We start from the raw sequence: 25,649 nt of genomic DNA on the forward strand, positions 1-25,649 counted from the left end.
ACGTGGCCATCCGCGTCCTACTGGTCGATGACCAGCCGCTGTTGCGCACCGGGTTCCGGATGATTCTGGAGGCCGAGCAGGACATCGCGGTCGTCGGCGAGGCCGGAGACGGCCTGCAAGCTCTCGACCAGGTGCGGGCGCTCCAGCCCGATGTGGTCCTGATGGACATCCGCATGCCGCGGATGGACGGTGTCGAGGCGACCCGGCAGATCACCGGGCCCGGCCGCGACGGCCCGGCGAAGGTCCTGGTGCTGACCACCTTCGACCTCGACGAGTACGTGGTGGAGGCGCTGCGCGCCGGTGCCAGCGGCTTCCTCCTGAAGGACGCCCCGGCGAACGAGCTGGTGCAGGCGATCCGGGTGGTCGCCGGGGGCGAGGCGATGCTCGCGCCGAGCATCACGCGCCGCCTCCTCGACAAGTACTCCGCGCACCTCCCGTCCGGCGACGAGCCGGTGCCGGACGCGCTGCACACGCTCACCGACCGCGAGGTCGAGGTCCTGAAGCTGGTGGCCCGCGGCCTGTCGAACGCGGAGATCGCGGCGGACCTCTTCGTCAGCGAGACGACCGTGAAGACCCATGTCGGGCACGTGCTCACCAAGTTGGGCCTGCGCGACCGCGTGCAGGCCGCGGTGTACGCGTACGAGAGCGGTCTGGTGCGTCCCGGCGCGCAGTAGCCCGAGGGGCGTAACGACGACGGTGGCCGTCCCCGAGGGGGCGGCCACCGTCGTCGTTCACGGTCACCCGCGGTCAGCCCTTGCTGATCTCCCAGAAGCGGAAGACCGTCGAGGCGTCCAGGCAGGATTCGAGGCCGTAGACGCTGTCGCGGACGACCGCGTACTGCTTGGCCTGCCAGACCGGCAGGATCGGCAGCTGTTCGGCCACGATGTCCTGCAGTTCGGAGTACTGCTTGTCGGTCCTGGTGCGGTCGCTCTCGGTCGCCGTGCCGGGGATGATCTTCCCGGTGATCTCGTCGTTCTCGAAGTGGTTGCCGAGGACGTTGCCCTTGCCGAAGAAGGGCTGCGTGAAGTTGTCGGGGTCCGGGTAGTCCGGCACCCAGCCCTTCACGTAGACGCCGTACTTGCCGGCCTCGATGTCCTTCTCGTACTGCTCGAACTCCACCGACTTCACATCGGCGTCGAAGAGGCCGGACGCGTTGAGCTGCTTGGCGATGGCGTTCAGCTCCTGGTCCGTGGCCGGGCCGTAGCGCGAGGGCGTCGACCAGAGCGTGAGCTTGACCTTGCCGTCGACACCGGACGAGCGCAGCGCGGCGGCCGCCTTGGCGCGCTGCGGACGGGCGCCGTAGGTGTCGAAGAACGCGGTGTTGTGGCCGCCGACGCCCGCGGGGACGATCGAGTACAGCGGCGTGGCCGTGTCCTTGTAGACCTCCTGGACCAGCGCGTCACGGTCCAGGAGGTATGCGATGGCCTTGCGCACGCCGAGCTTGCCGGCCACCGGGTCCTTCATGTTGAAGACCAGGTGCTGGACCTCGGCGCTGGTGCCCTCGACGATGTCGACGTCCTTGCCGGCATCGGAGGTGTCCTGCTCGATGTCCGCGATGTCGGCGGCGGCGAGGCCTCGGTAGGCCAGGTCTATCTCGTTGTCCAGGAGCGCCTTCTTCAGGCCCTTCTGGTCGCCGTGGAAGAACTTGAGGGAGACGCCGTCGTTCTTGACCTTGGCGCTGCCCTTGTAGGAGGAGTTGACGGAGAAGCTCGCCTGCTCCTTGTCGAAGGAGTCGAGCTTGTACGGGCCGGAGCCGACCGCCTCGCCGTCCTTGCGCAGCGCGTTCATCTCGTACTCGCGGTGGTCCACGATGGAGCCCGCGCCCGAGGCGATCTTGCTGGGGAAGGTCGCGTCGGGGTACTTGAGCCGGAAGACGACGGTCTTGGCGTCCGGGGTGCGGACGCTGTCGAGCATCGGGAACATGATGGCCGGGCCCGCGTCGTCGCCGATCTTCCGCATGCGGTCGAAGGAGAACTTGACGTCCTTGGACGTGAGGGCGTTGCCGTTGCTGAACTTCAGCCCGTCACGCAGCTCGCACTTGAAGACCTTCGCCTCCATGTCCGTGAAGCCGCAGCTCTTGGCGGCCTCCGGCTCCGGCTCCGTGGCGCCCTTGGGGAAGCTCAGGAGGGACTGGAAGACGTTGTTGAACAGGAGCCACGACCCGGGGTCGTAGCCGGATGCCGGGTCGGTGGCGAGGACGTCGTCGGACATCCCCATCACGACCGCGTCGCCCGTCTCGCCCGCTCCGCCCGACTCCGATCCGCAGCCGGTCAGCAGGGCGGCGGCGAGCCCTCCCGTGAGGGGAAGGGCCAGCCACTGGTTACGACATTTCACGTACGTGCCTTTGGTGTTGTGGTCGTTCGTTGGGACCTGTGGGGGGCGCGGGAATCAGCCGCTCACGCCGCGGCCGAGTTCCCACAGCTGGAGGTTGGACGAGGAGTTGAGGGCCCACTCGACGCCCGTGATGTCGTCGCGCGCGGCGATGTACTGCTTGCCCTGCCACAGCGGGAGCACCGGGACGTCCTCGGCCACGATGTCCTGGATCTCGCGGATGCTCTTGGAGGCGGCCAGCCGGTCGGCCTCGCGGCGCGAGGTGGGGATCAGCTGGTCGTTGATGTCGCGGTTGACGTACGGCGAGCCGAGGAAGTTGTCCTTGTCGAGGAAGGGCGCGAGGAAGTTGTCGGCGTCGGGGAAGTCGGGGAACCAGCCCATGCCGTACACGTCGTACTTGCCGTCGCGCTCGGCCGCGCGGAACGTGCTCCACGGCGTGCCCTTGATCGAGACGTCGAAGAGGCCGGAGTCGTTCAGCTGCTTGCGCAGCAGCTCGAACTCCTTCTTCGTGCCGGGGCCGTAGTGGTCGGTGGTGTAGTGCAGCGTGAGCTTCACCGGCGTGGTGATGTTCGCCTTGCGCAGCAGCGAACGGGCCTTGGCCGGGCTCGGGTTGCCGTACTTGTTGAAGAACGAGTTGGCGTGGCCCGTGATGGTGGAGGGCACCAGCGAGAAGAGCGGGTCGGCCGTGGAGCCGTACACCGCGGAGGCCAGCGCGCCGCGGTCGACGACCTGCGCCATGGCCTGGCGGACGGCCTTGCTCTTGACCGACGGGGCCTCGGTGTTGAAGGCGAGGTAGCGGATCTCCAGACCCTGCATCTCGACCAGCTCGATCTTCTTGTTCGAGGCGCCGTCCAGCTCCTTGACCTGCTCGGGCGACATGGTGCGCGTCATCAGGTCGATGTCGCCGTCCTCGAGGGCCTTGCCCATGGACTCGGTGTCCGCGTAGTTGCGCAGCTCCACCTTGTCGCTCTGCGGCTTGAACTCGCCCTTGTACTTGGGGTTCTTGGTGAACACCGTCTTGACCAGGCGGTTGTCCTTGACCTCCTGCTCGGCGGTGTACGGTCCGGAGCCGGAGACCTCGAAGCCCTCGCGGAGCTTGTCCTTGCTGTAGTGGTCCTTGCTGACGATGCCGGCGGTGGGTGTGGCCAGCTTGTACGGGAACGTGGCGTCGGGAGTCTTGAGGTGGAAGACGACGTCGCGGGCGCCCTGGGTCTCGATCTCCTCCACGTTCGCGACGAGGCCGTCCGAACCGCTGGGGTCCTTGATCTTGATGTCGCGGACCCGCTCGATGGAGAACTTCACGTCGGCGGCGGTGAGCGGCTTGCCGTCGGAGAACGTCAGGCCCTTGCGCAGGGTGCAGGCGTAGCGCTCGTTGCCCGTGTCGGTGAAGCCGCAGCTCTCGGCGGCCTCGGGCTGCGGGTCGCCGCCGCCGCGGGGCATGGCCATCAGCGTCTGCACGGTCTGGCGCAGCAGGTTCCAGGACCCGGCGTCGTAGGCGTACGCCGGATCGAAGGGCGCCGGGACCTCCTTCGAGATGGCGAACGTGTCCGTGGTGCCGACGGCGATCGCGTCGTCACCGTCTCCGCTGCCCGCCCCGCCGCACGCGGCGAGTGCGGGGGCGAGCAGGCCGATGACGGCCGGCAGCACCAAAGTCTTGCGGTTCATGCTCGACGTTCTCCAGAGCTCTTGGATCCCGTGAATCCCGCAACGCGGGGTGTGGGTTGGTGGGGCACGGGGGTAGGGCGATGTTCTCCCGACGACATTAGTCCGCACCAGTTGGGCACCGGAGGGGGTGGGAGCGCGACCGCAATCACGCAGTGAAACCGGGCGTGGACGCACTGATAACCCGACACCGGAAGGTTTCGTGCACGCTCCCCCCAATCGGGACCAAACGCCACGCCCTCAGGGACCCCTCAAGAGGGCTCTGCACACACCGGACCCGCTGTCGACCCCCATCGGAGTGGGAAACGTCACAGCTTCGAGCGGGCTTGAACGGGCTGGGACCGGAACTGTCAGAGGGTCATCAGGCCTTGCAGGAAAGGCAGGTTGACGTGTTCGAGCGAGGGGACGACGGTGCGTCCCGCCGCCGCCGGGATGGGCGCGACCGACGGCACGGCCACCACCCGGCAGCCCGCGGCCTCCGCGGCGGCGACCCCGGTCGCGGTGTCCTCGATGACGGCGCATCTCGTGGGGTCGGCGCCGATGCCCGCGGCCGCCAGGAGGTAGGGGTCGGGGTGGGGCTTGGTGCGGGCCACCTCGTCGCCCGCGACGGTCAGTTCGAAGTGGTGGGCGCCGATCGAGCCGAGGACGCGGTCGATGATGCGCCGGTGCGAGGCGGAGACCAGGGCCATCGGGACGCCGTGCGCGGCGAGTTCGGCGAGCAGGCCCGCGGCGCCCGGCATCATCGGCAGGGTGCGGCCGATGCGGTCCTCGAAGCCGTCGTTGAGCAGCACGGTCAGCTCGTCGACGGTGATGTCGGCGCCCGTGGAGTCGATGAGGAAGGCCGCGCTGCGCGACATGGGGCCGCCGACCACGACATCGCGCCAGGCCTCGTCGAGCGTGTGGCCGAGCCGGGCGAAGACCTCGACCTCGGCGTCCCACCAGAAGCCCTCGGTGTCGACGAGCGTGCCGTCCATGTCGAGGAGGACGCCCTGGAGCGCCGAGCCTTCGGCCGTCCGGGTGCCGAGCGCGGGAACCGTACTGGTCATGCGACCACACCTTCCATGAGGGACGAGAAGGCCGGCTGCCCGCTTGTGACAAGGAGGCAACCGGCCTGCGTGGGACCGACCAGTCTACGACTGACCCGGATCAGCGCGCGTTGAAATATTTCGCCTCGGGGTGGTGGATGACGATCGCGTCCGTGGACTGCTCGGGGTGGAGCTGGAACTCCTCGGAGAGGTGGACGCCGATCCGCTCCGGCTGGAGGAGTTCGGCGATCTTGGCGCGGTCCTCCAGGTCGGGGCAGGCGCCGTAGCCGAGCGAGAAGCGGGCGCCGCGGTACTTCAGGGCGAACATGTCCTCGACGTCGGCGGGGTCCTCGCCGCCGAAGCCCAGCTCGGCGCGGACGCGGGCGTGCCAGTACTCGGCGAGGGCCTCGGCCAACTGCACGGACAGGCCGTGGAGTTCGAGGTAGTCGCGGTAGGAGTCGGCGGCGAACAGCTTGGCCGTGGCCTCGCCGATCCTGGAGCCGACGGTGACGACCTGGAGGCCGACGACATCGGTCTCGCCGGACTCCTCGGGGCGGAAGAAGTCCGCGAGGCACAGGCGGCGGCCGCGGCGCTGGCGCGGGAAGGTGAAGCGGGTGCGCTCCGAGCCGTCTTCGTTGAGGAGGATCAGGTCGTCGCCCTTGGACACGCACGGGAAGTAGCCGTGCACGACGGCCGCCTCCAGCAGGTTCTTGGTGTGCAGCTCGTCCAGCCAGCCGCGCAGCCGCGGCCGCCCCTCGCTCTCGACCAGTTCCTCGTACGAGGGTCCGTCGCCGGTGCGTGCCTGCTTCAGGCCCCACTGGCCCTTGAAGAGCGCGCCCTCGTCGAGCCAGGAGGCGTACTCCTTGAGCTGGATGCCCTTGACGACGCGGGTGCCCCAGAACGGCGGGGTGGGCACGGGGTTGTCGGTGGCGACGTCGGAGCGGGCGGGCCCGTCGGCCTCGTCGACCTCCAGGAGTGCCGTGGTGGCCTTGGTGGGGACGCGGCGCTGCTTCAGCTCGGGCAGGGTCGCGCCGGGCACGCCGCGCTTGACGGCGATCAGGGCGTCCATCAGGCGCAGGCCCTCGAAGGCGTCGCGGGCGTAGCGCACCTCGCCCTCGTAGATCTCGTGCAGGTCCTGTTCCACGTACGCCCGGGTGAGGGCGGCGCCGCCGAGGATCACCGGGAAGTCGGCGGACATGCCGCGCTGGTTCAGCTCCTCCAGGTTCTCCTTCATGATCACGGTGGACTTGACCAGGAGGCCGGACATGCCGATGACGTCGGCCTTGTGCTCCTCGGCGGCGTCCAGGATCGCGGAGACGGGCTGCTTGATGCCGAGGTTGACGACGTTGTAGCCGTTGTTGGACAGGATGATGTCGACGAGGTTCTTGCCGATGTCGTGCACGTCGCCGCGGACGGTGGCGAGCACGATGGTGCCCTTGCCCGCCTCGTCGCCCTCGACCTTCTCCATGTGCGGTTCGAGGTAGGCGACCGCGGTCTTCATGACCTCGGCGGACTGCAGGACGAACGGCAGCTGCATCTGGCCGGAGCCGAACAGCTCGCCGACGACCTTCATGCCCTCCAGGAGGATGTTGTTGACGATGTCCAGGGCGGGCATGTCCTGGAGGGCCTCGTCGAGGTCGGCCTCCAGGCCGTTCTTCTCGCCGTCGATGATGCGGCGCTTGAGGCGCTCGTCCAGGGGCAGGGCGAGGAGTTCCTCGGCCTTGCCCGCCTTCATCGACTTCGTCGAGACGCCCTCGAAGAGCTGCATCAGCTTCTGGAGGGGGTCGTAGCCCTCGGCACGGCGGTCGTAGATGAGGTCGAGCGCGGTGGTGACCTGCTCGTCATCGAAGCGGGCGATCGGCAGGATCTTGGAGGCGTGCACGATCGCGGAGTCCAGGCCCGCCTTGACGCACTCGTCGAGGAAGACGGAGTTGAGCAGCACGCGGGCGGCCGGGTTGAGGCCGAAGGAGATGTTGGAGAGACCGAGGGTGGTCTGCACGTCCGGGCGGCGCCGCTTGAGTTCGCGGATCGCCTCGATGGTGGCGATGCCGTCCTTGCGGGACTCCTCCTGGCCGGTGCAGATGGTGAAGGTCAGGGTGTCGATGAGGATGTCCGACTCGTGGATGCCCCAGTTGCCGGTCAGGTCCTCGATCAGGCGCTCGGCGATGGCGACCTTGTGCTCGGCGGTGCGGGCCTGGCCCTCCTCGTCGATGGTCAGCGCGATCAGGGCGGCGCCGTGCTCCTTGGCGAGCGCGGTGACCTTCGCGAAGCGCGACTCGGGGCCGTCGCCGTCCTCGTAGTTGACGGAGTTGATGACCGCGCGCCCGCCGAGCTTCTCGAGACCGGCCTGGAGGACGGGGAGTTCGGTGGAGTCGAGGACGATGGGCAGGGTGGAGGCGGTGGCGAAGCGGCCGGCCAGCTCGGCCATGTCCTTGACGCCGTCGCGGCCCACGTAGTCGACGCAGAGGTCGAGCATGTGCGCGCCCTCGCGGATCTGGTCGCGGGCCATCTCCACGCAGTCGTCCCAGCGGCCTTCCAGCATGGCCTCGCGGAACTTCTTCGAGCCGTTGGCGTTCGTGCGCTCTCCGATCGCCATGTAGGCGGTGTCCTGGCGGAACGGCACGGTCTGGTAGAGGGACGCGGCGCCCGGCTCGGGGCGCGGGTCGCGGGCCGGGGCCTGCACGCCGCGCACCCGCTCGACGACCTGGCGCAGGTGCTCGGGGGTGGTGCCGCAGCAGCCGCCGACCAGGGAGAGGCCGTATTCGCGTACGAAGGACTCCTGGGCGTCGGCCAGCTCGGGCGCCGTCAGGGGGTAGTGGGCGCCGTTCTTGCCGAGGACGGGCAGGCCCGCGTTGGGCATGCAGGAGATCGGGACGCGCGAGTGGCGGGCCAGATAGCGCAGGTGCTCGCTCATCTCGGCGGGGCCGGTGGCGCAGTTCAGGCCGATCATGTCGATGCCGAGCGGCTCCAGGGCCGTCAGGGCGGCGCCGATCTCGGAGCCGAGCAGCATGGTGCCGGTGGTCTCGACGGTGACCGAGCAGATCACCGGGAGGTTCGCGCCGGTGGCGTCCAGGGCGCGGCGGGCGCCGAGGATGGCGGCCTTGGTCTGGAGGAGGTCCTGGGTGGTCTCGACGAGGAGCGCGTCGGCGCCGCCGGCGATCATGCCCTCGGCGTTGATCTGGTAGGCGTCGCGCAGGGCGGTGTAGGGGGCGTGGCCGAGGGTGGGCAGCTTGGTGCCGGGGCCCATGGAGCCGAGGACCCAGCGCTGCTGTCCCGTCTTGTGGGTGTACTCGTCGGCGACCTCGCGGGCGATGCGGGCACCGGCCTCGGACAGCTCGAAGTTGCGCTCGGGGATGTCGTACTCGCTCAGGGCCGCGAAGTTCGCGCCGAACGTGTTGGTCTCGACGCAGTCGACGCCGACCGCGAAGTACTCCTCGTGCACGGAGCGCACGATGTCGGGGCGGGTGACGTTCAGGACCTCGTTGCAGCCCTCCAGGTTCTGGAAGTCCTCGAGGGTCGGGTCCTGTGCCTGGAGCATCGTGCCCATGGCACCGTCGGCCACGACCACGCGGGTGGCGAGGGCTTCGCGCAGGGCGTCGGCTCGGGCCCTGCTCTCGGGCGATACGGGCGTGGGCTGCGAGGACGGGGTTGGCGACGAGGCCATGAAAGAGCTCCCTGGAGTGCGACGGCTGTCGGCTTTGCGCCTTCTGCTGGAGGGCGCACTCGGCCAGGGTAGCCGGGACCAAGGTCCCGTTGTGAAGGCGTCCACGGGGCGGACGGGGGGAACACGAGGTGTCCGGTCATTGGCTAGAGGTCGACAACGACCGATAGTGTTCAGCATTGTCGAACGTCAAGTGATGCCAGGGGACGGAGGTCGGGGCTGCGATGGCACGCAACATCCAGTCGCTCGAAAGGGCCGCGGCGATGCTGCGACTGCTCGCGGGTGGCGAGCGGCGGCTCGGTCTCTCGGAGATCGCCTCCGCGCTCGACCTCGCCAAGGGTACGGCCCACGGCATCCTGCGCACCCTCCAGGCGGAGGGCTTCGTGGAGCAGGACCCCACCTCGGGCCGCTACCAGCTGGGCGCCGAGCTGCTGCGCCTCGGCAACAGCTATCTGGACGTGCACGAGCTGCGGGCCCGCGCCCTGGTGTGGACCGACGACCTGGCCCGCTCCAGCGGCGAGAGCGTCCACCTCGGCGTGCTGCACCAGCAGGGCGTCCTCATCGTCCACCACGTCTTCCGGCCCGACGACAGCCGCCAGGTCCTGGAGGTGGGCGCCATGCAGCCGCTGCACTCCACGGCGCTCGGCAAGGTCCTGTCCGCGTACGACCCGGTCGCCCACAACGAAGCCGTCGAGGTCGAGCGCGAGGCCTTCACCGTGCGCACCGTGACCGGCCCCGAGGAGTTCGAGGGCGTCCTCGACCTCACGCGCGCGCGTGGGTACGCCTCCGACGTCGAGGAGACCTGGGAGGGCGTCGCCGCCGTCGCCGCCCCCATCCACGACCGGCGCCGCATGCCGGTGGGCGCGGTGGGCGTCACCGGGGCCGTGGAGCGCGTCTGCAAGGACGGGGAGCTGCGTCCCGAGCTGATCGCCGCCGTTCGGGACTGCGCGCGCGCCGTCTCCAGGGACCTGGGCGCCGGGCGCTTCTGAGCGGCGCCGGGCCCTCTCGGGCTGCGAGAACACCGATAACGCGGAACGATCAATAACGATCGTGTTTTCAATAACAGAACTCTTGACGGGCGAGTAACCCCAGGGCGAGACTCGCGTCCATCGGTCGGCATTGTCGAACACCTAACGGCATTAAGCGTTAGAGTGTGACAAGGCCAAGGGCCGGCAACGACCTCACCTGAGGTCGCGGACCACCGGAGGGACCCGGGGTTCGCCTTCCCCTGGACGAAGGACAAAGGAGTCGCGGGTGTCCAGCTCCGACATCTTCATCGGCGAGACCATCGGTACCGCCGTGCTCATCCTGCTGGGTGGCGGCGTGTGTGCCGCCGTCACGCTCAAGCGCTCAAAGGCCAAGGACGCCGGCTGGCTCGCGATCACCTTCGGGTGGGGCTTCGCCGTTCTGACGGCCGCCTACCTCGCGGGGGGCGTCTCCGGCGCCCACCTGAACCCGGCGGTCACGCTCGGGCTCGCGATAGAGGGCGGCACCAAGTGGGGCGACGTTCCGCTTTACCTGGCCTCGCAGCTGCTCGGCGCCATGATCGGTGCCGTCCTGGTGTGGGTCACGTACATGGGTCAGTTCAAGGCCCATCTGACCGACCCGGAGATCCTCGCGGCGCAGCCCGCCGTAGAGGGCATGGTCGACCAGAAGGCGGCCCCCTCGGCCGGCCCGGTGCTCGGCATCTTCTCCACCGGCCCCGAGATCCGGAACTACGTGCAGAACGTGGTCACGGAGATCATCGCCACGGTCGTCCTGGTCCTCGCCATCCTCACGCAGGGCCTCAACGACGGCGGCAACGGCCTCGGTGTGCTCGGCGCCCTGATCACCTCCCTCGTGGTGGTCGGCATCGGCCTCTCGCTCGGCGGCCCCACGGGCTACGCCATCAACCCCGTCCGTGACCTCGGTCCCCGCATCGTCCACGCGCTGCTCCCGCTGCCGAACAAGGGCAGCTCGGACTGGTCGTACGCCTGGGTGCCGATCGTCGGTCCGCTGATCGGCGGCGCCATCGCCGGCGGTCTCTACAACGTCGCCTTCAAGTAGCCGTTCAAGTAGACCCGCGACAGCGACCGATGACCGCATAAGACGGATGACCGCCACAGACGCTTGAGAGCCGTCAGCAAAGAAATTCTGGAGCACACCGTGACCGACGCACACACCGCAGGCCCCTTCATCGCGGCCATCGACCAGGGCACCACCTCTAGCCGCTGCATCGTCTTCGACAAGGACGGCCGGATCGTCTCCGTCGACCAGAAGGAGCACGAGCAGATCTTCCCGAAGCCGGGCTGGGTCGAGCACGACGCCACCGAGATCTGGACCAACGTCCAGGAGGTCGTCGCCGGGGCCGTCTCCAAGGCCGGCATCACCCGCGACGACATCAAGGCGATCGGCATCACCAACCAGCGTGAGACCACGCTGCTGTGGGACAAGAACACCGGCGAGCCGGTCCACAACGCCATCGTCTGGCAGGACACCCGCACCGACTCGCTCTGCAAGGAGCTGGGCCGCAACGTCGGCCAGGACCGCTTCCGCCGCGAGACCGGCCTGCCGCTGGCCTCCTACTTCGCGGGCCCCAAGGCCCGCTGGCTGCTCGACAACGTCGAGGGTCTGCGGGAGCGCGCCGAGGCGGGCGACATCCTCTTCGGCACCATGGACTCCTGGGTCATCTGGAACCTGACGGGCGGCGTCGACGGCGGCAAGCACGTCACGGACGTCACCAACGCCTCCCGCACCATGCTGATGAACCTCCACAAGATGGAGTGGGACGAGCGGATCTGCGAGTCCATCGGCGTCCCGCAGCAGATGCTGCCCGAGATCCGCTCCTCCGCCGAGGTCTACGGCGAGGTCACCGGCGGCTCGCTCGGCGACCTGCTCGGCGGCATCCCCGTCGCCTCCGCGCTCGGCGACCAGCAGGCGGCCCTGTTCGGCCAGACCTGCTTCGCGGAGGGCGAGGCCAAGTCCACCTACGGCACCGGCACGTTCATGCTGATGAACACCGGTGACAAGGCCATCAACTCCTACTCGGGCCTGCTGACCACGGTCGGCTACCAGATCGGCGAGCAGAAGCCGGTCTACGCCCTGGAGGGTTCCATCGCGGTCACCGGTTCGCTGGTGCAGTGGATGCGCGACCAGATGGGCCTGATCAACTCCGCCGCCGAGATCGAGACGCTCGCGTCGTCGGTCGAGGACAACGGCGGCGCCTACTTCGTGCCGGCCTTCTCCGGTCTGTTCGCCCCGTACTGGCGCTCCGACGCCCGCGGTGTGATCGCCGGTCTCACCCGGTACGTCACCAAGGCGCACATCGCGCGCGCCGTACTGGAGGCCACGGCCTGGCAGACCCGTGAGATCACCGACGCCATGACGAAGGACTCCGGCGTCGAGCTCGCGGCCCTCAAGGTCGACGGCGGCATGACCTCCAACAACCTGCTGATGCAGACCCTCTCGGACTTCCTCGACGCACCCGTGGTGCGCCCGATGGTGGCCGAGACGACCTGCCTCGGTGCCGCCTACGCCGCCGGTCTCGCCGTCGGCTTCTGGTCCTCGACCGACGAGCTGCGCGCCAACTGGCGCCGGGCCGCCGAATGGACCCCGAACATGGACGCGGGCACCCGCGACCGTGAGTACAAGAGCTGGCTCAAGGCCGTTGAGCGGTCGATGGGCTGGCTCGATGAGAGTGGCGAGGAGTAAGACAATGACCACCCTGCAGAGCGTCCCTGCCCTCGGGACGCATCCGGCTGCCGGCCTCAACCCGAGCCGCGCCGAGACCCGGGAGCAGCTCTCCAAGGCGACGTACGACCTCCTGGTGATCGGCGGCGGGATCCTGGGCATCTCCACCGCCTGGCATGCCGCGCAGTCGGGACTGCGGGTGGCCCTGGTGGACGCCGGTGACTTCGCCGGCGCCACCTCCTCCGCCTCCTCCAAGCTGCTCCACGGCGGTCTGCGCTACCTGCAGACCGGCGCGGTGAAGCTGGTGGCGGAGAACCACTTCGAGCGTCGCGCGGTCTCCCGCCAGGTCGCCCCCCACCTGGCCAACCCGCTCACCTTCTACCTGCCGGTCTACAAGGGCGGCCCGCACGGCGCCGCCAAGCTGGGCGCGGGCGTCTTCGCGTACAGCGCGCTCTCCGCGTTCGGCGACGGCGTCGGCCACCTGCTCTCGCCGTCCAAGGCCGCGCAGGACGTGCCGGAGCTGCGGACCGACAACCTGAAGGCCGTCGCCGTCTACGGCGACGACCAGATGAACGACGCCCGCATGGCCCTGATGACGGTCCGCGCGGCCGTCGAGGCCGGTGCCGCCGTCCTCAACCACGCCGAGGTCACCGGCCTGCGCTTCACCAAGGGCCGGGTCACGGGCGCGGAGCTGAAGGACCGTATGACCGGCGACGAGTTCGGCGTCAACGCGCGCCTCGTGCTCAACGCCACCGGGCCGTGGGTCGACCACCTGCGCAAGATGGAGAACCCGGACGCGGCGCCCTCCATCCGCCTCTCCAAGGGCGCGCACCTGGTCCTCAAGCGCACCGCTCCCTGGAAGGCCGCGCTGGCGACGCCGATCGACAAGTACCGCATCACCTTCGCCCTCCCCTGGGAGGACATGCTCCTGCTCGGCACCACCGACGAGGAGTTCGAGGGCGACCCGGCGGACGTCACGGTCACCGAGTCCGACACCGCGCAGATCCTGGACGAGGCCGCGTTCTCCATCCGCGACCAGCAGCTGTCCCGCGATCTGATCACGTACTCCTTCGCGGGTCTGCGGGTGCTGCCCGGCGGCCCCGGCGACACGTCGAAGGCCAAGCGCGAGACGGTCGTCACCGAGGGCCGGGGCGGCATGCTGTCGGTCGCGGGCGGCAAGTGGACCACCTTCCGCCACATCGGCCGTACGGTGATGAAGAAGCTGGAGTCGCTGCCGGGCCACCCGCTGGGCGACGACTACGAGCCGATCTCCGAGCTGCCGAAGAAGCTGCCGCTGCCCGGTATCGCCAACCCGCGCGCCGTCGCCCACCGCCTCCTGGTGGACGGCCCGGCGCCCGGCCCGCGCATGGCCGCCGACACCGCCAAGCACCTGGCGACGCACTACGGTTCGCTCTCCTTCGACATCGCCCGCCTGGCGAACGAGAACCCGGAGCTGGCCGAGCGCGTCCACCCGGACGCCCCGGAGATCTGGGCGCAGGTCGTCTACGCCCGCGACCACGAGTGGGCCGAGACGGCGGACGACGTGCTGCGCCGCCGCACGACGCTGACGATCCGCGGCCTGGCCACGGACGAGGTGCGGGGCAAGGTCGAGGACCTGCTGGGCAAGAAGGCCTGACGGTTCGTCGGTAGAAGCGCGTAAGGGGCGGCCTCCTGGGAGGCCGCCCCTTACGCGTCCTCATGCCCGTACGCGCGCGGGGAACCCGGTGTTACTCTCACCGCCGTCCAGGGCGACCGACGCGGCCCCCTACGTGGTGCCCCTGCTCGGCCCTTGGCCCGAGCCCTCGGACCCCGAGCCCCTGGTAGGAGCCTCCTCATGACGTCGCTCACCGACGCGCTGCCGATCACCCGCGTCCCCCGCACCGGTCTGCCCGCCCACGCGGTCGTGGTCGGCGACCCGGGCCGCGCGGTAGTCGTCGCCGACCTGCTGTCCGACGCGAAGGAGGTCTCGTACCACCGCGAGTACCGCACCTTCACCGGCACCTGGCAGGGCACCGAGGTCGTCGTCGCCTCGCACGGAGTCGGCGCGCCCGGCGCGGTCCTCCTCTTCCAGGAGCTGGCCGAGGCCGGCGTCCGCACCATCCTGCGGCTCGGCACGGCGGGCGCGATCCGCCCCGGCATCCGCGACGGAGACCTGGTCATCGCGGACGCGGCGGTACGCGACGACGGCGTGACCCAGCAGCTGATCCCCGCCGAGTACCCGGCGTTCGCCGCCCCCGAGGCGGTCATCGCCCTGCAGCGCGCGGCCCGGGACGCGGACGCCCCGTACCACCGGGGTGTGGTGTGGACGCGGGCCGCGTTCCAGCCGGGCTTCCTGCCGCTGCCCGGCGAGGCCTACGCGGCCGCGGGGATCGCCGCGATCGAGATGGAGCTGTCCGCGCTGTACGTCTTCGCCTCGACGCACGGCCTGACCGCGGGCGGCGCCCTGGTCGTGGACGGCGCGAACGCCGACGAACTGGTCGACGAGGAAGACCCCTTCTCGACGGCCGGCTACGACCCGCACCGCGACGTGGTCGCCCGAGGGGTCGACCGGGGCGCCCGGATAGCCTTGGACGCGCTGCGTCTGCTGGCCGCGGCCGAACACTGAACGCAGCGGCGACCAGGGAGTACGGAACACATGCGCACCACCGACCTGCCGGCCCAGGCGCGCGGCGGCCCCATCGATCTGCTGGTGCACGGCGGTGACGTGCTGACCGTCGACGCCGCGGGCACGGTCGTGCCGGACGGCGCGGTGGCCGTGCGCGCCGGAAGCGTCGTCGAGGTGGGCCCCGCCGAGCGGCTGCGCACCGCGTACGAGGCGGCCGAGGAGATCGACGCCCGCGGCTGCCTCGTCCTGCCCGGCCTGATCAACACGCATACGCACCTCGCGATGAACCTGATGCGCGGCATCGCCGACGACGTCACCTTGCAGGGCTTCCTGGCCCGGGTGATCCCGCGCGAGGCCGAACTCCTCTCCCCGGCCACGGTGGAGGCCGCCCTCGGCGCCGCGATCGCCGAGTCCGTACGCGGCGGGGTCACCACCGCGCTCGACATGTACTGGTTCCACGAGGCCGCCGAGGCCGTGGCCCGCGACGCCGGGTGGCGGCTGCTGACCGGGCCCACCTTCATGGACGTACCGGGCCCGCCGGACGGCCGCCCCTACGGGGAGCGGCAGGCCTGGGCGGCCGCCGACCTGGAGGCCCGCTCCCCCGCGCCCGGCACCCGCCGTGTCGTCTTCGCGCACTCCGCGTACACCCTGGACCCCGGGCAGCTGACGGAGATCACCGCACTCGCCCGCGCGCACGACGCCCTGCTGCACCTGCACGCCGCCGAGAACGCGGGCGAGGTGGCGATGGTCACCGAGCGGTACGGCATGCGCCCGGTGGAGCTGCTCGACTCGCTCGGCGTGCTCGGCCCCGACACGCTGCTCGCGCACGCCGTCGACCTCACCGACGCGGAGATCGCGACGCTGGCCCGCACGGGTACGGCCGTCGCGCACTGCCCGGTGTCGAACCTGAAGCTGGGCTGCGGCATCGCGCGCGTACCCGATCTGCTGGACGCGGGCGTCACGGTGGGGCTCGGCACGGACGGCGCCGTGAGCTCCAACACACTTGACCTGCTCGGCGCGGTGAAGGTCGCCGCGCTGGTGCACAAGGCGGGCGGCGACCCCACGGCCGTCGGCGCCGAGCAGGCCGTGCGGATGGCCACGATCGAGTCGGCGCGGGCGCTCGGCCTCGACGGTCAACTGGGCTCGCTGGAGGCGGGCAAGCGGGCGGACCTGATCGTCCTCGACCTGGACCGGCCGCACCTGGCGCCCCGCCACGACCCGTGGTCGACGCTGGCGTACGCCGCCTCGGCCGGTGACGTGCGGGACACCGTCGTCGACGGGCGCGTCCTGATGCGCGAGCGCGTCCTGCGTACGCTGGATGAACCGGCTGTCCTGCGTGCCCTGCGGGACGCGGCGACCACCCCCGACCTGACGAGCACCGCATGACCTCCGAACCCCGCACGACGCCCGAGGCTGCTTTCGAGCCCGCCGAGGCCCACGAGCCCGCCGAGGCCTACGAGGCTTCTTTCGAGCTCGCCGAGGCCTTCGAGCCCACCCGCGGCTTCACCGGCCGCGCCCGCGCCGCCGACCGCGACCCGCGCCTCCCCCCTGGCCAGTACGACGCCCGCGACGGCTGGCCGGTCCTGTCCGCCGAGGTGACCCCGCGCCTGGCCGCCGCCGACTGGACGTTCCGCGTCGACGGGCTCGTCGCGGCGCCGCGCACCTGGAGCTGGGACGAGGCGCACGGGCTGCCGTCCTCCGAGTACCGCGGCGACATCCACTGCGTGACCAGCTGGTCCAAGTTCGGGGTGCGCTTCGGCGGAGTGAGCCTGGACACGTTCCTGGCCGCCGCCCGCCCGCTCCCCGGGGCCACGCACGTCGTCGCGTACTCCCACACCGGCTACACCGCCAACCTGCCGCTCTCCGATGTGACGGGCGGCAAGGCGTGGATCGTCTGGGAGTACGAGGATGGGCCGCTGCCCGCCGAGCACGGCGGCCCGGCCCGGCTGATCGTCCCCCATCGCTACTTCTGGAAGAGCCCCAAATGGGTCGCGGGGCTGCGCCTGCTCGACCGCGACGAGCCGGGCTTCTGGGAGCGGAACGGCTACCACCACCGGGGCGACCCGTGGGCCGAGGAGCGTTACGCAGGTGACTGAGACCCCGTACGACGACGAGGGCGCCTTCGTGCCGCCGACGCGCTTCGCCGTGCCCGGCCGGATCGCCGTCAACAACGGCGCCGCGGCCCTGTGGCAGCGCGCGCTGATCACGGAGATCCGCCGGGAGACCCCGGCCGCGTCGACGTTCCGGCTCAAGGTCCCCGACTGGCAGGGGCACCTGCCCGGCCAGCACCTCATGCTGCGGCTCACGGCGGCGGACGGCTATGTCGCCCAGCGGCACTACTCGATCGCCTCCGCGCCCGACGGGAGCGGCGAGATCGAGCTGACCCTCGACCACGTGCCCGGCGGCGAGGTGTCGGGCCATCTGCACACCGTCGCCCGCGTCGGCGACACGGTCGAGGTGCGCGGCCCGCTGTCCGGCTTCTTCGCCTGGCCGGGCGACCGTCCCGCGCTGCTGCTCGGCGCCGGGTCGGGCGTGGTGCCGCTGATGTCGATGGTCCGCCACCGCCGCCTCGCGGGTCTCGGCCTGCCGTTGCGCCTGATCGTCTCGGCCCGCACGCCCGAGGACCTGATCTACGCCGACGAGTACGGCGAGGAGACCACCGTCGTCCTCACCCGCTCCGAAGGCCGTCTGAACGCCGGGCACTTGGCGTCCTTCCTGGGTGACGAGGGCCGGCCCGACGGCGGCTGGGAGGCGTACATCTGCGGCTCCAACGGTTTCGCGGAGCACGCCTCGCGGCTGCTGGTCGAGGCCGGTCAGCCCGTGGACCGGATCAGGATCGAACGCTTCGGCTGAGGCCACGCCACGCAGAGGACATAATCGGCTCACACATCGGATGTCTGTTGGTTCTCTGATTCCTGAGGCGAGGTCCCCATGGCTGTCACCGACGAGGCCATCGAGAAGATCAAGGGAATGATCGTCTCGGGTGCGCTGCGCCCTGGCGACCGGCTGCCCAAGGAGAGCGAACTCGCCGCCGGCCTCGGCCTCTCCCGCAACTCCCTGCGCGAGGCGGTCCGCGCGCTGTCGCTGATCCGCATCCTCGACGTACGCCAGGGCGACGGTACGTACGTGACGAGCCTGGACCCCCAACTCCTCCTGGAGGCGCTGAGCTTCGTCGTCGACTTCCACCGCGACGACACGGTCCTGGAGTTCCTCGCGGTGCGCCGCATCCTGGAACCGGCGGCCACCGCGATGGCCTGCGCCCGGATCAGCGAGGCCGAACTGGACACGCTGGCCCGGCAGCTGGACGACTTGGGGGACGCGCCGTCCGTGGAGGAGCTGGTCGCCTGCGACCTGGAGTTCCACCGCGGCATCGTCCAGTCGTCCGGCAACTCCGTCCTGTGCTCGCTGCTCGACGGCCTCTCCGGGCCCACCACCCGGGCCCGCGTCTGGCGCGGCCTGACCCAGGAGGACGCCGTCAGCCGCACGCTCCACGAGCACCGCGCGATCCTCGCCGCGCTCCGCGACCGCGACGCGGAGGCGGCGAGGTCCTGGGCGACCGTGCACATCGCCAGCGTCGAGCAGTGGCTGCGCTCCACGCTGTGACCGTTTCCCGGCGCGGGGCGTGGGCAGTGATCACGCACTCCCCCTCGCAAGGGGGCTGCGGAGGGCCCCCGCCGACGCCGTAAGGTTGGGGCGTACGCAAGGGAACGTCGGAAGGAGGCCTGGGTGATCGAGCTCGAGGGGGTACCCGAGCTGGTCGACCCGGTCATGGTGGCCGCGTTCGAGGGCTGGAACGACGCCGGCGACGCCGCCTCCGCCGCGGTCGCGCATCTCGACAAGGAGTGGAAGGGCGAGGTGTTCGCGGCGCTGGACGCCGAGGACTACTACGACTTCCAGGTCAACCGCCCGACCGTCTGGCTCGACGACGGGGTCCGCAAGATCACCTGGCCGACGACCCGGCTCTCGGTGGTCCGCGTCGGCGGCGACAAGCCGCGTGACCTCGTCCTGGTCCGCGGGATCGAGCCGTCCATGCGCTGGCGCTCGTTCTGCAACGAGATCCTCGGCTTCGCCCACGAGCTGGGCGTCGAGTTGGTGGTGATCATGGGTGCGCTGCTCGGCGACACCCCGCACACCCGTCCGGTCCCGGTCAGCGGTGTGACCTCCGACGCGGACCTGGCGCGCACGATGGACCTGGAGGAGACCAAGTACGAGGGCCCGACGGGCATCGTCGGCATCCTCCAGGAGGCGTGCACGCACGCGGGCGTCCCGGCCGTCAGCCTCTGGGCCGCCGTACCGCACTACGTCTCGCAGCCGCCGAACCCGAAGGCCACGCTGGCGCTCCTCAACCGCCTCGAGGACCTGATCGACCTGCGCATCCCGCTGGGTGAGCTGGCCGAGGACGCGCGCGCCTGGCAGCTGGGCGTCGACCAGCTGGCCGCCGAGGACAGCGAGGTCGCCGAGTACGTCCAGTCCCTGGAGGAGGCGCGGGACACCGCCGAACTCCCGGAGGCCTCGGGCGAGGCCATCGCCCGGGAGTTCGAGCGCTATCTGCGCCGGCGCGACGGTGGCGGCCACGCGACGGAGGGCGGCGAAGGGGCGGCGTATCTGCGCGACTCCCCGAGCGACCGCACCCGTCCCCCGAAGCCCAAGCCCACCCAGCGGCCCGGGCAGGGCGCCGAGGGACCGGCCGGTGAGGCGCCGGCCGCCGGGGACGAGACCGAGGACGGAACCGACGGCGAGGGTGCCGGACCCGCTGATTCCTCGGAGGACTGAGGGCTTCCTCGGACGACTGGGCGGACGCCGCGTCCGCACCGGAAGGGGACGACTCCCGCAGGGGAGCCGTCCCCTTCCGGCTTTCCTGGCCGGATTGCACGGGGTTCCCGCTTCAACTACGTCTCAAACACCGTTGCTCAAAACAGGGGTGGACGGTTCGGTCCCGGAGGAGCAGGGTGTGCCCCGAAGGCGCGGCACAGCGCCCGGCACGGCACCCGAAGGACCGAAGGGAGCGGTGAAAGCGATGACCGACCAGGCAGACCCGGCACGGGGACCAGGAGCCGGCGGGCCGGGCCCCGACGGGGCGGGCTTCACCTACCGAGGAGCCGAGCAGGAGCTGATCGTCGTGGCCCGGCCCGAGGCCCGGCTGCGCGCCGCCGAGCAGGAGGTCCGCTCGGCGTCCGGCTCCGACGTGTCGGCCCTGAACATGTTCCTCTCCGACGAACAGCTCGCCCTGGAGCCGCTGTTCGGCAACGAGGACCGGCTGCGGGCCGCCGCCCCCGCGGCCACCGCCGAGGACGACGTGCCCGACCTGGCCCTCTTCTACCGGGTGCGCGGCGGCGAGGACCGGGCGCAGGAGCTGCGCTCGCGGATCGCGGCGCTGCCCGGCATCGACACGGCGTACGTCAAGCCGGGCGCCGTCCCGGCCTCCATCGACCCCTCGCCCCACGGAATGTCCGACCTCGACGACACGTCCTCGCGCCGCAAGGAGGGCATGCCGGCCACGCCCGACTTCACCGGCCGCCAGGGCTACTTGAACCCGGCACCCGAGGGCGTCGACGCCCGCTGGGCCTGGCAGCGGCTCGGCGGCTCCGGCGAGGGCGTCACGGTCATCGACATCGAGGGCGCCTGGCAGCTGCGCCACGAGGACCTCGCCGCCAAGCTCGCGGGCGTCGTCCTCGGCACGCCGCTCCAGGACCTGGCCTGGCGCAACCACGGCACCGCGGTGATCGGCGTCATCGGCGGCGACCGCAACAGCCTCGGCATCACCGGTATCGCGCCGGAGGCCGTGACGGCGGCCGCGTCGTTCCAGCCGCTGGGCACGGCGGCCACCATCCACGCGGCGGCCGACCGGCTGAGCCGCGGTGACATCATCCTGCTCGAACTGCACCGGCCGGGGCCGAGGTTCGACTTCGAGGCGCGCGACGACCAGAAGGGCTACATCGCCCTCGAATGGTGGCCGGACGACTACGCCGCGGTGCGCTACGCCACCGCGAAGGGCGTGCTCGTGGTGGGCGCGGCGGGCAACGGCGCCGAGTCCCTCGACGACGCGGTCTACGAGCGCGGGCCGGAGGGCTTCCCCTTCTGGTGGCGCAACCCGTTCAACCCCTCCAACCGTTCCTCGGGCGCGGTCCTGGTCGGCGCGGGCGCACCACCGCCCGGCACGCACGGCCGCGACCACGGGCCCGACCGCTCGCGCCTGGCGTTCTCCAACTACGGCGCCCGCGTGGACACGCAGGGCTGGGGCCGCGAGACCACCACGACCGGCGGCTCCTGGGACCGGCCGGGCGACCTCCAGGGCGGCACCGAGGAGATCGCCTGGTACACCGACACGTTCTCCGGCACGTCCTCCGCGTCGCCGATCGTGGTCGGCGCCCTGGCCACGCTGCAAGGCATGCTGAAGGCCGCGGGCCAGCAGCCGATGACGCCGGAGCGGGCCCGCGCGGTACTGCGTTCCACGGGCGCGCCGCAGCAGGACGCGCCGGGCAGGCCCGCGTCGCAGCGGATCGGCAACCGCCCCGACATCAAGGCGGCGGCCACGAACCTGCTGCCGTCGGCGGTGAGTTCGGGGCGGGCCGAGCGGTACTGGGACGAGCTTCTGCCGTACCCGCCCGAACTCCCGCCGAGGCTCCGGCTCTTCGTGGCCGGGGAGTGGCGCAACCTCGACAACCCGTCCCCCGAGACCCGCCAGGCGGTATACGCCGCCTTCACCGGGGGCCGGCCGGACGTACGCGTCTGGTACATGGACGACGAGATCGTCGGCCTGGTCGTGACGGGCTGACGCCACGAATCGCACGGGCCACACGAGCCGCACGAGCACGAACCACGCGAGCCGCACCAGCCGCACGAGCCGAATGACACAACCATTGAGGGAAGGTGGCACCCGCATGAGCACCACCCCGCAGATGAGTCAGTCGGGCCAGCAGCAACAGGGTCCGAGCACGGCCCCGCCACAAGAGGGGCAGCAGCAGGCCCAGCAGCAGTTCGGCCCCCAGCAGGGCATGCAGGGCCAGGGCGCGCAAGGCCAGGGCATGCAGGGCCAGGGCGCGCAAGGCCAGGGCATGCAGGGCCAGGGGATGCAGGCCGGCGGCCAGGGCATCCAGCACATGCCGCCGCAGCTGCGCCGGCAGATCCAGCAGCTCGGTCAGCAGCAGCCGTTCCAGCACCTGCTCCAGCAGTTCGGCCAGGAGCAGCAGTCCGGCCAGGGGCAGCAGCAGGGCCTCGGGCAGCAGATCCCGCAGGCACAGGCGCCGGAGATCTCCACGCAGGCGCTCGCCTCGAACGTGGCGACGGCGTTCTGGGACGTCATCGAGCCCCTTCCGGGCCAGCCGTCGACGCTCTATCTGTACGTCGACGACTCCTGGCGGGCGTTCATCGACCCCAGCCCGCACACCCACGACGAGGTCCAGGAGGCGTTCGCCTTCGGACAGCAGGTGATCGGCTACTACGACTCCGCGAACCCGGCGTACCTGCTGGCCATCGTGGTCGCGAGGTAGCGCTCACCCTCCCCGCGTGAGAACACGGCGGCGCCGGGCGGTGCACTCCCCGCCCGGCGCCGCTGTGCTCGTGCCCCTGCTCCTCCTACGCGCAGGCGAACTTGGCCCCGGCCCAGTCCGCGTGGTCCCCGCTCTTGGAGCCGTTGGTGTCCGTCACCTTCAGCTCCACGTGCCGGGCGCCGCGCACATCGACGTCCACCGGGACGGTCGCCGAGGCGCCGGTCACCTTCGGCGAGGTCCACAGCACCTTGCCGTCGGCCTCGACCGAGAAGGCCACCTCTCCGTAGCCGTTGATCTCGTCGTCGATGCCCACATCGGCGGTGAACTTCGAGCACCGCCCGCCCGGATAGACCTCGATGACGGAGTCGGCGTGCGTGCCGATCCCCTTCTCGTACGTCTTTCCCGCGAGGGTCAGCGTGCGGCCGTCCCCGGCGCCCGACTCGCCGTTGCTGCGGTCGCGTTCGGCGGGCCCGTAGCCGTTGGTGGACTTCAGCCACACCATGTCGCTCGCCCAGGTGTCCTTGTCGGGCGCCTCGGGCATCACGCCGAGCGCGAACCGCTGGCGGGCGGTGTGTTCCTGGCCTGCCGAGCGGTAGCGGGCGGTCGCGGTGAGCGCCTGTTCGCCCGGGTCCGCGCCCTTGGCCGGGGTGACGGCGACCTCGACGCGGCGCGTCGTGCCCGCCGGGATCCGCTCGGCCTTCGCAGGTGTGACGGCCCATCCCTCGGGTGCGTCGAGCGTGACATCGACGCCGGTGGCGTCCCTCGTGCCCGCCGTGACGTCGACGGCGACCTTGCCGGGCGTCCCCGCGCCGAGTTCCTGGCCCGCGGGGACGCTCACGGAGGCGGCCGCTCCGGGTACGGCGCCGCCGACCGCGCTCGTGTCGTCGAGGGCCAGTTCGAAGGCGCGGTCGGTGCGCCGGGACTCCGTCTTGATCCGCACCACGCCGCCCCGGTCGACCCGGTCGTAGAACCAGCCCTGCCCGGCCTTCTCGTACGCGCCCTTGGTCGCGAACCGCGGCAGCGTACGCCCGTCCAGCTCGACGCGGCTCGGCGCGTCCCCGGTGTGCAGCGTGAACGCGTAGGGGCGGCTGCGCTGCTTCCCCTCGAACTCGCCCTCGCTCGCGCCGATCCGCACCCGCACATCGCCCGCTCCGGAGCGCGGCGCCCGCACGTCGGCGCGCTGTGTGGCGTACGCGCCGTCGCGGTGGTGCCGGGTCACGCCGTCGTCCTCGTACAGCTCGAAGGAGGACTTCCCCTGCGGGTAGATGTCCCAGGCGAGCGGCGAGTGGGCCCCACGGTCCTCATAGGAGCGTATTCCGCCCGGCCACATCGGCACGCTCGCACCGCCCTTGACGAACAGCGGCAGGGTATCGAGGGGCGCGCTGTACCCGTCGACCGTGGTCGGCCCCCGGTAGGTGCGCCCGCTCCAGTAGTCGGTCCAGGTGCCCTTCGGCAGATAGATGCCGTCGCGGGTGGCGGCGTCCTTGTAGACGGGCGCGACGAGGAAGTCCTCGCCGGTCAGGAACTCGTACTTGGCGGCGTCGGTCGCCGCCTTCGGGTCATCGGGGTACTCCAGGGCCAGCGGCCGCACGGCGCCCACACCGGTCCGCGTCGCCTCATGGGCGTACGAGTACAGATAGGGCAGCAGCGACTCGTGCAGCTTCAGGTACTTGCGGTTGATCGAGGTGTACGGCTCTCCGTACCGGAAGGGCTGCTTATCGCTGGCGGCCCAGCCGTCCATCGTCATCGTGACGGGCAGGAACATCTTCCACTGGAGGTCGCGTACGTACGTCTTGGGGCTGCCGCCGAAGATGCCGTCGACGTCACCCGTCGTGTACGCCATGCCGGACATGGTGGACCCGGCGTATGTGGGGATCTGCCAGCGGATGTACTCCCAGCTGCCGCTCTGGTCGCCGGACCACTGCACACCGCAGCGCTGCGCGCCGGACCAGCTCTCGGGGGCCCAGGTGAAGCCGCGGGCGTCGCTGTTGTCCTCGATGCCCTTGTACGCGTCCTTGCAGCCGTCCAGCGCCTTCTTGTAGCCGTCGCCGACCCAGGCGACATCGAGCTTGGCGACACGCTGGCCCGCCTTGACCTGCTCGGCGATCTTGTCGAGGCCGTCCTCGGTCCACAGGCCCATCTTCATCTTGCGCGCGGCGAGGCCCTGGGAGGTCTCGGGCAGGTCCTCGTAGCCGCAGCCGTAGCCGTCGTTGACGAGCATCCAGCCGTTGGGCATGTCGTGCTCGACGTATCCGTCGGCGACCTTGAGGGCGTCCAGGGTGCGGCGCTCACCGCGGTTGGCGTTGTGGAGGTAGCAGTCGGCGTCGCCGATCTCCATGCCGTAGACGGGCGGCAGGAAGGGTTTGCCCGTGAGCTTGGTGTACTGCCCGATGACGTCCTTGGCCGCGTCGCTCCCCTTCCCGGCGAAGTAGTAGGCGTCGAAGCGCTGTTCCTTCGCGGTGGCGGTCACGGGCTCGGCGAAGTCGTACGTGCCCGGGGCGTAGGTGTTCCGGAAGACGCCGTAGCCCGCCGACGACAGGTAGAAGGGCACGGAGTTGGGGTGCCCCCCGTCGTCCCAGTTGTAGTCGACGCTGACCTCGACCTTCTTGCCCCGGTGCGAGGTGTTGCCGCGGCCGTTCTGCATCCCGGCGCCGTAGAACTGCTCGTCGGCGCCGCGCGCGAGGCTCTGCGTGGTGGCGTCCTCCGTCCAGCTCAGCCCCTTGGACTCGGCCCATACCCGGGTGCCGTCGGCGCGGTACAAGGCGAAACGCAGCGGCGACTTGTAGGCGCGGAGCGTCACCTTGGAGGTGCTCAGCTCGTAGCGGTCGCCCTTCTCCCTCCACTTGGTGCGCGGCGCCTTCCCCTGGGGCAGGACGATGTCGTCACCGGTGGGGTCGGTGAACTTCCCGTCCGGGGCGAGTTCGAGCCGGAAGGTCTCCGCGGAGACGAAACTGACGCGGGCGACGGCGGCGCCGGCGGTCAGCCGGTAGACACCCCCTCCGGCGTCGAATCCGGTGACGTCCCCGACGGTGGTCGTGGTCTCGTCGGCGGCCCCCGCGGACCCGCCCCCGGGCACGGCGAAGACCACGAGCAGCCCCAACAGGACACCACCGACGGCCGCTCTGAAGCGCGTAGGAGATCTCATGCGGGAGGTCTAGCGCGACAACGGGCCCCGAGGCCATGGACTTTGCCGGGCCACTCCTGGA

18 protein-coding genes are annotated in these 25,649 nt (G+C 70.8%); 13 read left to right on the top strand and 5 right to left on the bottom strand.

Annotated elements, in window-relative coordinates; genetic code table 11:
* The first annotated feature begins 2 nt into the window (after nucleotides 1-2).
* The gene (locus tag DMA15_RS06640; protein WP_125511721.1) at nucleotides 3-674 is read left to right on the top strand and encodes a response regulator transcription factor; all 672 of its coding nucleotides are present in this window, start codon (nucleotides 3-5) and stop codon (nucleotides 672-674) included.
* A gap of 73 nt (nucleotides 675-747) precedes the next feature.
* Here DMA15_RS06640 and DMA15_RS06645 read toward each other — a convergent pair whose 3' ends face one another.
* The 4 genes from DMA15_RS06645 to metH all read right to left on the bottom strand — a co-directional run bounded on the left by DMA15_RS06645 (nucleotide 748) and on the right by metH (nucleotide 8,682).
* A complete protein-coding gene (locus tag DMA15_RS06645) occupies nucleotides 748-2,334 on the bottom strand; it encodes an ABC transporter substrate-binding protein (protein ID WP_125511722.1) in 1,587 nt (528 codons plus the stop codon).
* A 54-nt stretch (nucleotides 2,335-2,388) separates the two neighbouring features.
* The gene (locus DMA15_RS06650; RefSeq protein WP_125511723.1) at nucleotides 2,389-3,996 is read right to left on the bottom strand and encodes an ABC transporter substrate-binding protein; all 1,608 of its coding nucleotides are present in this window, start codon (nucleotides 3,994-3,996) and stop codon (nucleotides 2,389-2,391) included.
* A 347-nt stretch (nucleotides 3,997-4,343) separates the two neighbouring features.
* The gene (locus DMA15_RS06655; RefSeq protein WP_125511724.1) at nucleotides 4,344-5,039 is read right to left on the bottom strand and encodes an HAD family phosphatase; all 696 of its coding nucleotides are present in this window, start codon (nucleotides 5,037-5,039) and stop codon (nucleotides 4,344-4,346) included.
* Between the two features lie 100 nt (nucleotides 5,040-5,139).
* On the bottom strand, nucleotides 5,140-8,682 hold the full coding sequence (gene metH / locus DMA15_RS06660; RefSeq protein ID WP_125511725.1) for a methionine synthase: 3,543 nt from the start codon (nucleotides 8,680-8,682) through the stop codon (nucleotides 5,140-5,142).
* Between the two features lie 221 nt (nucleotides 8,683-8,903).
* Here metH and DMA15_RS06665 point away from each other — a divergent pair, with 221 nt between their 5' ends.
* The 12 genes from DMA15_RS06665 (at nucleotide 8,904) to DMA15_RS06720 (ending at nucleotide 22,443) form a co-directional block, all read left to right on the top strand.
* Entirely contained in the window at nucleotides 8,904-9,668 is a 765-nt protein-coding gene (locus DMA15_RS06665; protein WP_125511726.1) for an IclR family transcriptional regulator, read from the top strand.
* 265 nt (nucleotides 9,669-9,933) lie between these two features.
* On the top strand, nucleotides 9,934-10,725 hold the full coding sequence (locus tag DMA15_RS06670) for an MIP/aquaporin family protein (protein ID WP_125511727.1): 792 nt from the start codon (nucleotides 9,934-9,936) through the stop codon (nucleotides 10,723-10,725).
* Between the two features lie 99 nt (nucleotides 10,726-10,824).
* Nucleotides 10,825-12,369, top strand: a complete 1,545-nt coding sequence (gene glpK / locus DMA15_RS06675) for a glycerol kinase GlpK (protein WP_125511728.1) — start codon at nucleotides 10,825-10,827, stop codon at nucleotides 12,367-12,369.
* Nucleotides 12,370-12,373: 4 nt separating this feature from the next.
* Entirely contained in the window at nucleotides 12,374-13,984 is a 1,611-nt protein-coding gene (locus DMA15_RS06680) for a glycerol-3-phosphate dehydrogenase/oxidase (RefSeq protein WP_125511729.1), read from the top strand.
* Nucleotides 13,985-14,182: 198 nt separating this feature from the next.
* Nucleotides 14,183-14,953, top strand: a complete 771-nt coding sequence (locus DMA15_RS06685) for a purine-nucleoside phosphorylase (RefSeq protein ID WP_125511730.1) — start codon at nucleotides 14,183-14,185, stop codon at nucleotides 14,951-14,953.
* A 30-nt stretch (nucleotides 14,954-14,983) separates the two neighbouring features.
* Nucleotides 14,984-16,339 carry an amidohydrolase gene (locus tag DMA15_RS06690; RefSeq protein WP_125511731.1) on the top strand — a complete coding sequence of 452 codons (1,356 nt, stop codon included), beginning with the start codon at nucleotides 14,984-14,986 and terminating at the stop codon, nucleotides 16,337-16,339.
* Nucleotides 16,336-17,049, top strand: coding sequence for a sulfite oxidase-like oxidoreductase (locus DMA15_RS06695; protein WP_125511732.1), 714 nt, complete (start codon nucleotides 16,336-16,338; stop codon nucleotides 17,047-17,049). The genes DMA15_RS06690 and DMA15_RS06695 overlap by 4 nt, the downstream gene beginning before the upstream one ends.
* Nucleotides 17,042-17,806 carry a ferredoxin reductase gene (locus DMA15_RS06700; RefSeq protein ID WP_125511733.1) on the top strand — a complete coding sequence of 255 codons (765 nt, stop codon included), beginning with the start codon at nucleotides 17,042-17,044 and terminating at the stop codon, nucleotides 17,804-17,806. The genes DMA15_RS06695 and DMA15_RS06700 overlap by 8 nt, the downstream gene beginning before the upstream one ends.
* A gap of 78 nt (nucleotides 17,807-17,884) precedes the next feature.
* The gene (locus tag DMA15_RS06705; RefSeq protein WP_125511734.1) at nucleotides 17,885-18,556 is read left to right on the top strand and encodes a FadR/GntR family transcriptional regulator; all 672 of its coding nucleotides are present in this window, start codon (nucleotides 17,885-17,887) and stop codon (nucleotides 18,554-18,556) included.
* A 123-nt stretch (nucleotides 18,557-18,679) separates the two neighbouring features.
* Nucleotides 18,680-19,726, top strand: a complete 1,047-nt coding sequence (locus DMA15_RS06710; protein ID WP_125511735.1) for a PAC2 family protein — start codon at nucleotides 18,680-18,682, stop codon at nucleotides 19,724-19,726.
* Nucleotides 19,727-19,970: 244 nt separating this feature from the next.
* Nucleotides 19,971-21,728: a S8 family peptidase gene (locus tag DMA15_RS06715; RefSeq protein WP_125511736.1), complete on the top strand. Its 1,758-nt coding sequence runs from the start codon at nucleotides 19,971-19,973 to the stop codon at nucleotides 21,726-21,728.
* 106 nt (nucleotides 21,729-21,834) lie between these two features.
* Nucleotides 21,835-22,443, top strand: coding sequence for a hypothetical protein (locus DMA15_RS06720; protein WP_125511737.1), 609 nt, complete (start codon nucleotides 21,835-21,837; stop codon nucleotides 22,441-22,443).
* 85 nt (nucleotides 22,444-22,528) lie between these two features.
* On the opposite strand, the gene DMA15_RS06725 is transcribed toward DMA15_RS06720, so the two are convergent.
* On the bottom strand, nucleotides 22,529-25,588 hold the full coding sequence (locus DMA15_RS06725; RefSeq protein WP_125511738.1) for an NPCBM/NEW2 domain-containing protein: 3,060 nt from the start codon (nucleotides 25,586-25,588) through the stop codon (nucleotides 22,529-22,531).
* Between the last annotated feature and the right edge of the window lie 61 nt (nucleotides 25,589-25,649).

This window comes from Streptomyces sp. WAC 01529, assembly GCF_003945545.1.
Lineage (GTDB): Bacteria > Actinomycetota > Actinomycetes > Streptomycetales > Streptomycetaceae > Streptomyces > Streptomyces anatolicus.

Coding starts and splice junctions, on each gene's coding strand:
- DMA15_RS06695 (WP_125511732.1), top strand. CDS start 16,336: ATGACCTCCGAACCCCGCACGACGCCCGAGGCTGCTTTCGAGCCCGCC.
- DMA15_RS06680 (WP_125511729.1), top strand. CDS start 12,374: ATGACCACCCTGCAGAGCGTCCCTGCCCTCGGGACGCATCCGGCTGCC.
- DMA15_RS06690 (WP_125511731.1), top strand. CDS start 14,984: ATGCGCACCACCGACCTGCCGGCCCAGGCGCGCGGCGGCCCCATCGAT.
- DMA15_RS06725 (WP_125511738.1), bottom strand. CDS start 25,588: ATGAGATCTCCTACGCGCTTCAGAGCGGCCGTCGGTGGTGTCCTGTTG.
- DMA15_RS06665 (WP_125511726.1), top strand. CDS start 8,904: ATGGCACGCAACATCCAGTCGCTCGAAAGGGCCGCGGCGATGCTGCGA.
- DMA15_RS06655 (WP_125511724.1), bottom strand. CDS start 5,039: ATGACCAGTACGGTTCCCGCGCTCGGCACCCGGACGGCCGAAGGCTCG.
- DMA15_RS06715 (WP_125511736.1), top strand. CDS start 19,971: ATGACCGACCAGGCAGACCCGGCACGGGGACCAGGAGCCGGCGGGCCG.
- metH (WP_125511725.1), bottom strand. CDS start 8,682: ATGGCCTCGTCGCCAACCCCGTCCTCGCAGCCCACGCCCGTATCGCCC.
- DMA15_RS06720 (WP_125511737.1), top strand. CDS start 21,835: ATGAGCACCACCCCGCAGATGAGTCAGTCGGGCCAGCAGCAACAGGGT.
- DMA15_RS06650 (WP_125511723.1), bottom strand. CDS start 3,996: ATGAACCGCAAGACTTTGGTGCTGCCGGCCGTCATCGGCCTGCTCGCC.
- DMA15_RS06705 (WP_125511734.1), top strand. CDS start 17,885: ATGGCTGTCACCGACGAGGCCATCGAGAAGATCAAGGGAATGATCGTC.
- DMA15_RS06685 (WP_125511730.1), top strand. CDS start 14,183: ATGACGTCGCTCACCGACGCGCTGCCGATCACCCGCGTCCCCCGCACC.